This is a genomic window from Lawsonella clevelandensis (assembly GCF_003241315.1).
GTDB lineage: Bacteria > Actinomycetota > Actinomycetes > Mycobacteriales > Mycobacteriaceae > Lawsonella > Lawsonella clevelandensis_A.
In genome coordinates this window covers 148,810-158,856 of sequence record NZ_QFOZ01000001.1, presented here as the reverse complement: position 1 = coordinate 158,856, position 10,047 = coordinate 148,810, and the positions used below count along the sequence as shown (strand labels likewise).

5 protein-coding genes and 1 pseudogene are annotated in these 10,047 nt (G+C 52.5%); 2 read left to right on the top strand and 4 right to left on the bottom strand.

The window, feature by feature from the left end:
* Window positions 1-228 precede the first annotated feature (228 nt).
* Window positions 229-837, top strand: coding sequence for an HNH endonuclease family protein (locus DI579_RS00710; RefSeq protein ID WP_303678547.1), 609 nt, complete (start codon window positions 229-231; stop codon window positions 835-837).
* A 7-nt stretch (window positions 838-844) separates the two neighbouring features.
* On the opposite strand, the gene DI579_RS00705 is transcribed toward DI579_RS00710, so the two are convergent.
* The 4 genes from DI579_RS00705 to DI579_RS00690 are packed head-to-tail and all read right to left on the bottom strand — an operon-like array spanning window position 845 to window position 6,156.
* On the bottom strand, window positions 845-2,725 hold the full coding sequence (locus DI579_RS00705) for a DEAD/DEAH box helicase (protein WP_303678546.1): 1,881 nt from the start codon (window positions 2,723-2,725) through the stop codon (window positions 845-847).
* 35 nt (window positions 2,726-2,760) lie between these two features.
* Entirely contained in the window at window positions 2,761-4,089 is a 1,329-nt protein-coding gene (locus DI579_RS00700; protein WP_303678544.1) for an MFS transporter, read from the bottom strand.
* The gene (locus DI579_RS00695) at window positions 4,082-5,452 is read right to left on the bottom strand and encodes a M20/M25/M40 family metallo-hydrolase (RefSeq protein ID WP_303678543.1); all 1,371 of its coding nucleotides are present in this window, start codon (window positions 5,450-5,452) and stop codon (window positions 4,082-4,084) included. Before DI579_RS00695 ends, DI579_RS00700 begins: the two co-directional genes overlap by 8 nt.
* Before the next feature lie 5 nt (window positions 5,453-5,457).
* Window positions 5,458-6,156 carry a TetR/AcrR family transcriptional regulator gene (locus tag DI579_RS00690; RefSeq protein ID WP_303678542.1) on the bottom strand — a complete coding sequence of 233 codons (699 nt, stop codon included), beginning with the start codon at window positions 6,154-6,156 and terminating at the stop codon, window positions 5,458-5,460.
* A 165-nt stretch (window positions 6,157-6,321) separates the two neighbouring features.
* Here DI579_RS00690 and DI579_RS00685 point away from each other — a divergent pair.
* Window positions 6,322-10,045: pseudogene (locus tag DI579_RS00685) on the top strand (multifunctional oxoglutarate decarboxylase/oxoglutarate dehydrogenase thiamine pyrophosphate-binding subunit/dihydrolipoyllysine-residue succinyltransferase subunit); the annotation flags it as partial.
* Between the last annotated feature and the right edge of the window lie 2 nt (window positions 10,046-10,047).

Genomic DNA, 10,047 nt, shown 5'->3' with positions numbered 1-10,047 from the left:
AGGTTCTTCCCCTAGTAGAGAAATACTTTTATGCTTTCATCTCCTCCACCTTTATCTCCTCCACCATTCAGCACAGTATCTCAGACGACAGCGCAGACGGCACTCCAGACCTCTCCTCAAACAACGCCTCGAACAGCACCTCAAAACATAGCTGCTGAGCCGGTTCATTTGTGGAGTTTACGCGGACGCCGGTGGCTACTGTGGGTGGGATGGGTTATTGTCCCGCTCGTGATTGCGCTGGTGATGATGGGTTTGCAGTGGATTCCTCCCCGACAGCAATGGCCGGGTAGCCCCTCCCGCGATGATGTCAGCAAACTTCTTGCGCGTGTTCGTGTTGTTTCTACGCGACATCATGTACTGGGCTATGAGAGATCCTGTACAGGCACGTCTGCGTGTAGTTTTGGGGAGCCCTGGACTGATAATTCTGACGCACCAGGCAGCCATAATGGTGTCGATACGCGCTCTGATATGCTGCGTAACCTCTCTTCACCACTGGATCCTTATACTGGGCAGCCTCTTCCCCAACAGCGTCGTCAGAAACATATTGACCACTTGTTCCCACTGGCAGCCGCTTGGGATTTGGGGGCAGCCCAGTGGCCGCAGCGGAAACGGACAAGTTTTGCCAACGATATAGAACGCAATCTGGTTGTTGTGTCTGGCGATGTCAATATCGACAAGGGCGACAGTACCCCCAGTGAATGGCTACCGCCGTGGAAGGGATCTCAGTGTTGGTATGCGGCACGCTACCTTACTGTCGCCATTTACTATCAGCTTGCTATTACGGAAGCTGATTGGCATGCGCTTTCCGGAGCGCGCCGACTATGTCACCGTTCCTAGTGCACTCTTAGTGCTTTTTGCCGTGCTTATGCCCGGAAAAATCATTTTTCTTGGAATACCCTTTACCACCTGGCTGGTAGCTCTTTGTAGATCGGGGATTCCAGTCTTTCCGATTATTCCGATTTTTCCAGTCACTCCGGTCATGATTTTGCTTGCGGGAGTACTTCTTGGGGCGTTTGTAATTGCCCTTCTGTTTCTTATCCCGTTTTGCCTGCTTTAGTGCACCGGGGCGGTTGGCGGGCGGGCCCGGATCCAACTCCAGGTGAATAAGCTGCCCAGAAATCCGTGTCTTCTGGAGATTATCGAAGACTTCTTGGGGAAGGTCAGCTGGCATGTCGACGAGGGAATGGTCACCCCGGATAGAGATGTGGCCAATATCGGCACTACTGATACCGCCCTCATTCGCAATAGCGCCCACAATGCTGGAGGGGGTGACTTTATGGCGTTTGCCAACAGCAATACGGTAGGACACGAGATCTTTGCCACTGCGTGACTGGTGCCGTCCTTCTTTACGCTTTCCACCATGGGAGAAGGAACGTTGCCGCCCCTGGTAGTCCTCTACTTCTAGTTCCTCGGTAAGGAGGAAATCCTCAGTGTCATCGACGGTTTGTACTGCTAAAGCGGCAGCAATATCTACCATGTCGACGCCGGTATCTGCTGCATAAAGTTGTACGAACCCGCGGAAAAGATCCAGGTGTTCGTCTTCTAAAGCGTGGGTGATGGACTCGTTGAAGCGGCGCACGCGGGTTTCGTTCACATCGTCCACGCTGGGAAGTTTGACTTCTTCCAGAGACTGCCCTGTGACACGCCCGATTTGTTTAATCATGCGGCGCTCGCGCGGCGTGACGAAAAGCAGTGCCTGGCCAGTTCTACCGGCGCGGCCAGTACGCCCAATGCGGTGAACGTAAGACTCGGGGTCATGCGGCATGTCGTAGTTGAGGACGTAGCTAATACGGTCAACATCAAGGCCGCGGGCAGCCACATCGGTGGCAATAAGAATATCGAGTGCGCCTTCTTTGAGCTGGTTAATGGTGCGTTCACGCTGCGCCTGCACCATATCACCGTTAATGGCGGCGGCACCGTAGCCACGTGCCCGTAGCTTATCGGCCATCTCTTCGGTCTGCTGCTTGGTGCGGACGAAAAGAATCATGGCCTCGAAGGTCTCTACCTCGAGGATACGAGTAAGCGCATCAATCTTGGATCGCTGGTTAACAATCACGTAGCGTTGTTCGATATTGGCGTTAGTGGTGGTGGGAGTCTCAATCTCAATTTGTTGCGGATCGGTGAGATATGACTCCGAAATGCGCCGGATAGCCGGCGGGATCGTCGCGGAGAAAAGCGCGGTCTGACGCGTCTCGGGAGTCTGTGAGAGGATCTCTTCAACATCCTCCTGAAACCCCATCTTGAGCATCTCATCAGCTTCATCGAGCACAAGATAACGCAGTTCGGAAAGATCGAGTTTTCCCTTAGAGAGATGGTCAATGATGCGCCCGGGGGTGCCCACAATAATCTGTGCCCCGCGTTTTAATCCAGCGATCTGGACACCGTAGGACTGTCCCCCATAGATGGGGAGAACTTTCACACCGGGCAGGTGCCGGGCGAAGGTAGACACTGCGTCCGCTACTTGCAGGGCGAGTTCACGGGTAGGGGCAAGAACGAGAGCTTGGGGAGCTTTAAGCTCGGGGTCAATTGACGCCACCATGGGTAGGCCAAAAGCGGCAGTTTTGCCGGTACCGGTTTGGGCCATGCCCACAACGTCTTTTCCGGCAAGGAGGAGAGGGATAGTAGCAGCCTGAATTTGGCTGGGGGACTCGAAACCGAGGTCACTGATTGCTTGAAGAATCGGAGCGGGCAGAGCGAAGTCAGAAAATGTTTCGACAGTAGTCATCGGATCCTATACTACCTGCTACTACCTGCGGAAACCTAAAGGGAGCGAGAGGTAGTACAGTTTTCTGTTACTGACGGTAGCGTTTCACGTGCCGGGACCCAGGCCAGAGCACTTACCGTCAAAACAATGCCGGTAATGCCGAATGCCCAGGTATAGCCCAATGCATCCGCAATAGCGCCAGCCGCCAATGTTCCCACAATAGATCCAAGATCTGAGGACATCTGTACCGATGCCAATATTGTGCCAGCACGATAACCTGCTACAACATCCCCAATAGCAGCCTGCTGGGCGGGGTTAATCACGCCCCCACCGAGACCGGCGAGAAAGGAAAGGCCGTAGATGACGCCAATGTTTGTTCCTTGCCCAAGAAGTATCGTCATTATTCCGCAGAGAATGAGTCCACCAATAATGAGTGGACGCCTCCCCCACCGATCTGACCAGTGGCGTGTAGTGTAGAGCGCCACAACGTTTCCAATGGCAAAAATAGCCATGGCGATACCAGCTTGCGCTGCCCCATTTGTATGAAGAAGAGAGGAAACGAAAAGCGGTAAGAGTGCTACGCGGACACCGAAGTTTCCCCACCCGTTAGAAAAGTTTGTCGCTAGGCAGGCCCAGTAGGCGCTATCCCGCTTGACGTCTCGTAGCTTCAGCTCAGGAGTACACACTGTAGTAGAAGATGTTGTGTGCTGTGGTGATGAGGACTCTTCACAGTTCTTTTTATCTTCTTTGGCATTGTCCGTATTATCAGCAGCCTGCGGGATACGCCCAGCGGGAAGCATCTGCCACACAACAATGATCGCCAACAATAGCGCCACTGTATAGACATAGAAAGGCAGACGAATATCCACGTGCCCCAACATGCCACCCACCACGGGGCCAGCAATATTACCGATGAGAAAGGCACCACCGTATGCCGAGGTGGCGCGTCCCCGCATGTGTGCGGGAACCATGCGAACAATCATGGCGGTGGCGGAAACAGTGAACAGTGTGGATCCAATGCCACCTGCACCACGGTAGACAATAAGTTCCCAGTAACCGTGAGCAAAAGTCGTTGCCAATGTGGACGCGGCCACGATAAAAAGACCAGTGATGTACATGGGACGCGCGCCTAATGCATTAATAAGTTTGCCGGACGCTGGTGCAAAGACCAATCGCATAAAGCCAAACACACTAACAATGGCGGATGCCGCCATAACACTCACACCAAAACTGTGCGCATACTGTGGTAGCACTGGCGTAATAAGCCCATAGCCAATGGCTATGAGAAATGCTGCCCCTACGAGGACCCAGACTCCCTGTGGGAGAGCTTCCCGAGATCGCGTATGTGGAGTCTCCCGCGTCTCTTGTCTCTTCTGTTTATGCATGCTGAGTGAGATGGGCTAGTACGCGGGCACCGCCATGGACGGCACTGGCGGGGACTCGTTCGTTTTTTGCATGGAAATGGCCAAAACCGTCATAGTCGCTGGGAAGTTGCAGGGGCACGAAGCCGAAACATTCAATACCTAGATGCTGCAGGAACTTATTATCTGTTCCAGCTGGTAGGAGGTAGGGTGCCACTACCCCAGCGGGGTCAGTCGTAGCAAGAGATGCCCGCACAGTATCCACAAAGGGTGCATGGGGGTCACTGGATACGGCATTGGGTTGCTCCCACTCAATGGTGAGTGCTTCATAGTCTTCCCCCAATTCAGTACGCAGCAGCGTGTCAACAGTGTGGAAAAACTCTTCTTCATGCCCGGGGAGAACACGGCAGTCGATAGTTGCTGTTGCTTCAGCTGGGATAACATTCACTGCATAGCCGGCATGCAGCTGTGTGGGGGCGGCGGTATGACGCAAACTAGCACGCACAACGGGCCCTAAGAATCCCCACTCTTCAGTGGCGGTATCGAGGTCATCATCGTCATACTGCTGGCCTGTTACTTCGGTGATTGTGTCCAAGAAAGCATCCAGTGCTGGAGTATGGACAATGGGGAATTGATAGCGGGCGATCGCTGCTACAGAACGCGCAATTACTGATACTGCATTAGTTCCGGAGGGGCGTGAACCGTGCCCGGCGCGACCTGTAGCACTAAGCCGTGCCCACGCTACCCCCTTTTCGGCAACAGCGAGGGGATAGATTCGCTTATCTGGATAGCCGGGAAGGGTGACGGAGAAGCCTCCCACTTCGCTGAGTGCTTGGGTTACGCCTGTGAACCATTCAGGATGGTGGTCAACGAGCCAGTGGGATCCCCATACTCCGTCGTGTTCTTCGTCCGAGAACCACACCATCATGAGAGTGCGTGCTGGTCGCATGCCGCTAAGTGCATAGTGGCGGGCGACTGCCAGCATCATGCCGGCAAAATCTTTCATGTCGACAGCGCCTCGTCCCCAGATCCAGCCGTCAATAATGTCACCGCTGAATGGGGGGTGGTCCCATTCGTCGGCGTTGGCGGGGACGACGTCGACGTGTCCGTGGAGGAGAAGCGCATGTGGGTCGTCTCCGGGGATAATGATGCGATAGTTTCCGCGTCCCGGGCGGGATGCTAGGTAGTCCCCTTTTATTCCTACTTCAGCGAGTTTGTCGGCAATGAAGTGAATGCAGCGGTCTTCCCCGTCACCAATATCGGGGTCGCCAGTATTAACGGAGGGGATGCGGATGAGCTCTTGTGTGAATGCTACGGCTTCGCTGCCAAGAGTGTCCCAGTCGTTCCAGTCTCGTGCGGGAAGAGAATGTGCGCTAGTGATCGTCATACCTTCTAGTGTAGGGGGAGAGAGACGGGACGTTTTTCGGCATTACGGACAATTGTCCGTATGACGAGGGTAAGGGACTCTTCCACCACTTTCATGGCATCCGCGCTACTTGCTAGAGCGGGTTTTTGGGGAGTTCGGAGACTGAGGTGCCGGAGGAGATAGCCATGCATAAGGTCGACGATAACGGATGCTAACTGGTTGAGATCCATTGACCAGACAACGGCGGTGCGTTGCGCTATTAGTTCGAGGTAATTGCAGAACAGTTGGGTGAGGGAATTGTAGTAGCGGGTGATGAGATCTTGAAAGCGTTTATTCGAGTTGTGGAATGCGTACGAGATGATCTCGTATATCAGTGGAGAGTTTTCGGCTTTGGCGGATGTTTCGTTGAGGACTCTAATGGCATCGCTGTATAACGCTTCTTCTAATCCGGTAATACTGAGCCCTGTCATACTGTTTGACTCTGTTCGGGAAACGGTGGTGCGCACGCTGTTGGTGATGGTAGAAATAATTTCGTTAATGGTATGAGCAGCCATTTCGTAGAGCAGTTCTTCTTTATCTTGAAAACAGTAGTGCACTACACCAAGGGAGATGTCGGCTTCTTGGGCTACGGCACGGGTGGTAACTTGTGCGAAACCTTCTCGCCGAGCAACGATCATAGCTGCTTTTATAAGGTGCGCTCGACGATCTTCTTTATTCATACGCATGGTGTTGGTGCTCTCCACGAGGTAGTGAGGTTGTCGCGTAGCGGGGCATATGTACAGCATTATCCTAATCGGGATGGCGTGCGGACAGCGTGCTGCAGTTAAAATTTACTTATTCTTACATGCTTTTCTGTAACTTAAATCACTCTCTCTACTTTCTAGGTACCTGATCCAGACAGTGTTGATGAATCTTGGCGCGCCTACTTTACTGATCACCGGTTAATCCCCACCCCCACACACGTCCTTCCACAAAGAGAAGAAAAAGTTATCTCTGAACCCGGTGGCCCCACCAACCCCACAGCCTTCCTCTCCGACTACAACTATTCGGAGACTGCCGCAGATCCTGTTCATGTTGAGCGTGTTTCCACAGAAAAGGTACGTTCTGCCGCGAAAGATGCCCTCACCACTATGTACAACGTGGAGCAACCTACTGGTCCCACGTATCCAACCCTAGAAGCGGAAGAAATGACCCCGCTCCGTGGTGTGGCTCGTGCAATTGCCCGCAACATGAACGCTTCTCGCGATATTCCCATGGCGACCTCGGTGCGGTCTATCCCCGCAAAGTTGATGATAGAGAACCGTCTTCTCATTAATAGTTATCTTGCGAAAACGCGCGGCGGGAAGGTCTCTTTCACTCACCTTATTGGCTACGCCATGATTCAAGCTATAAAAGCGTATCTGAATATGAACTGCCGTCTGGAAGAAAAAGATGGGCATTTCACGCGTGTACAGCCAGACCATATCAATCTTGGCTTAGCGGTAGATCTACGCGGGAAAAATGGTGGCCGCTCCCTAGTTGTTGCTGCCATTAAAGAAACCGAAAATATGGACTTTCGACAGTTCGTCGCTGCCTATGAAGATATTGTGGCACGTGCCCGCAATGGTGAACTTACTGCAGCTGATTTTGCGGGAGTAACCATATCACTCACTAACCCGGGCGGAATTGGTACTATTCATTCTGTCCCCCGCCTCACACCTGGTCAGGGATGTATTCTCGGTGTTGGTGCACTGCAATATCCGGCAGAATATGCAGGAATGAGTGAGACGAGTCTCGCTGAATTAGGTGTCGGCAAGATGCTGACGGTTACCTCCACTTATGATCACCGCATTATCCAGGGCGCTGAATCTGGCGAATGGTTGGGAACCATTCATAAATTATTGCTGTCCGATGAGTTCTACGACGAGATCTTTACGAGTCTTAATCTGCCTTTCGAACCATGGCGGTGGCGTCGTGATATTACCTCCCACAGTGTTAATAAGGACGCCCGAGTTCTCCAGCTTATTGAGGCCTACCGCGATCGCGGTCACCTAATTGCGGATACGAACCCACTGAATTTCAGCGAACCTGGTCGCAAACGCCAAACATATCCCGATCTCAACATTGCCACGTATGGGCTAACTATATGGGACCTCGATCGTGAGTTTGCAGTAGGTGGGTTAGCCGGGCATGAACGTATGAAACTGCGTGACGTCATGACAATTCTCCGCAGTGCCTATTGCGGAAAAATGACTGTCGAGTACACCTATATTCTTGACAATGAGCAGCGTGAATGGATCCGTACCTATGTGGAGAATACGAATGCTCCTCTCTCCAACAAGGATCAAAAACTCACACTCACTACTCTTATTGCGGCAGAGGCATTTGAGTCTTTCCTCCAAACAAAATATGTGGGGCAGAAACGCTTCTCCCTCGAAGGCTCTGAATCCCTCATCCCTATGATGGATCGCATTATTGATGTTGCCGCCGACCATCATGTGCAGGAAGTTGTTATCGGCATGCCACATCGGGGTCGCCTTAACGTCCTCGCTAATATCGTCGGCAAACCCTACAAGCAGATCTTCAGTGAATTTGAAGGCAATATGCTCTCCACTGAACAGCAGGGCTCCGGCGACGTGAAGTACCATTTGGGATCCGAAGGTATCCACTACCAGATGTATGGCGATAACGACATTAAAGTGACGCTCACCGCCAATCCTTCCCACTTGGAGGCCGTTGACCCAGTTCTTATTGGCATTGTCAAAGCCAAGCAGGATCTTCTCGCTCGCACAACAGACCACACTTCGCACGACGATTCTGAAAAACGACAAACAGAACAACAAGCAGAGCAGCTGACAGAGTATCCCGTCATGCCGCTTATGCTGCATGGCGACGCCGCTTTCTCCGGCCAAGGTGTAGCCTACGAAACTCTCAATTTAGCGTTATTGGAAGGCTATAACGTGGGTGGCACTGTCCATATTGTGGTGAATAACCAAATCGGTTTCACGACTTCTCCTTCGCAGGGACGCTCTAGCGAATACTGCACTGATATTGCGAAAGCTTTTGGCGTTCCTGTTTTCCACGTCAATGGAGATGATCCGGAGGCATGTGTCCGCGTTGCTCGCGCTGCAGTCGAATTTAACCAGCGCTTCGCTAAAGATGTTGTTATTGACCTAGTTTCCTACCGTCGCCGGGGCCACAATGAGGCTGACGACCCCTCCATGACGCAGCCTGCCATGTACGACATTATCGACAATAAACGCTCCGTGCGGCAGTCTTACTTGGAAACTCTCATTGGGCGTGGAGACATCACCACACAAGAAGCAGAAACTGCTATGCAGGATTACCGTGGAGAACTTGAAAACGTTTTCCAACAGGTTAAAGAACTGGAGAAGGAATCTGCACCGCTCTCCCACTCTGTTGCTACCAAGCAGCGTGTTCCCTACAATCTTCAAACTGCTATTTCTGCTGAACGTTTGGAAGAGATTGGTGATGCCTTCATCAATGTCCCCGAAGGCTTCTCTGTTCACCCACGAGTAAAGCCCATTCTGGAATCCCGCTACCGGATGACGCGCGAAGGCAAGGTTGACTGGGCGATGGCGGAACTTCTTTCCTGGGGGTCACTACTCCAGGAGGGACGCGATATTCGTATTGCGGGAGAGGATAGTTGTCGCGGTACGTTCACACAACGCCACGCCATTATCGTAGATAGGAAAAATAGCAATATTTATAGTCCGCTCCGGGCTATTGCCCAAACTCACGGCGGGCACTTTGATATCTATAATTCGTCACTATCCGAGTTCGCTGGACTGGGCGTGGAATACGGATACAGTGTGGCCCACACCGATGCTCTTGTCTGTTGGGAGGCACATCGCCAATGGTGCACAAACTATTGTCGACGAGTACGTTTCCTCCGCGGAGGCTAAGTGGAACCAGTGTTCAGGGCTCGTTATGCTTCTTCCCCATGGGCAAGAAGGGGCGGGACCGGATCACTCTTCTGCACGTATTGAGCGTTATCTACAACTGTGTGCTGAGTCCAATATGACAATTGCGCAGCCCTCTACGCCAGCCAATTATTTCCATCTACTTCGTCGCCATACTCTTTCTAGTATCGTTCGTCCGCTTATTGTGGCGACGCCGAAGTCTATGTTGCGAATGAAAGCAGCCACCAGCCCCCTGGAAGATTTTACGCAGCGCAAATTCCGGTCTGTTATTGACGACCCGTATTTCTACGACCGCACACAGCTACATGACCCTAGCTCGGTAAAGACCTTAGTGCTCTGCTCTGGCAAGGTGTATTACGAGTTGGCTCGCCGCCGCGATGCAGAGAGCCGCTATGACCTGGCAATTGCTCGTTTGGAGCAAATCTATCCTGTGCCCTTCCGACGTCTCTACGAGCTTGTAGCGCGCTACCCACAGGTCGAGAAAGTCGTATGGGTCCAGGAAGAACCGTCTAACCAGGGAGCATGGCCATTCCTCAAGGTGAAACTCCCTACGGTCGTTGGGAATCTTCCACCTTTTGAGCACTTCTCACGGCGCAGTATGTCGGCACCGGCTACTGGTGTTTCCAGTGTTAACCATGCCGAGCAAAATCTACTGATGGATACAGTATTTTCGACTACGCTACCGCAGTAATA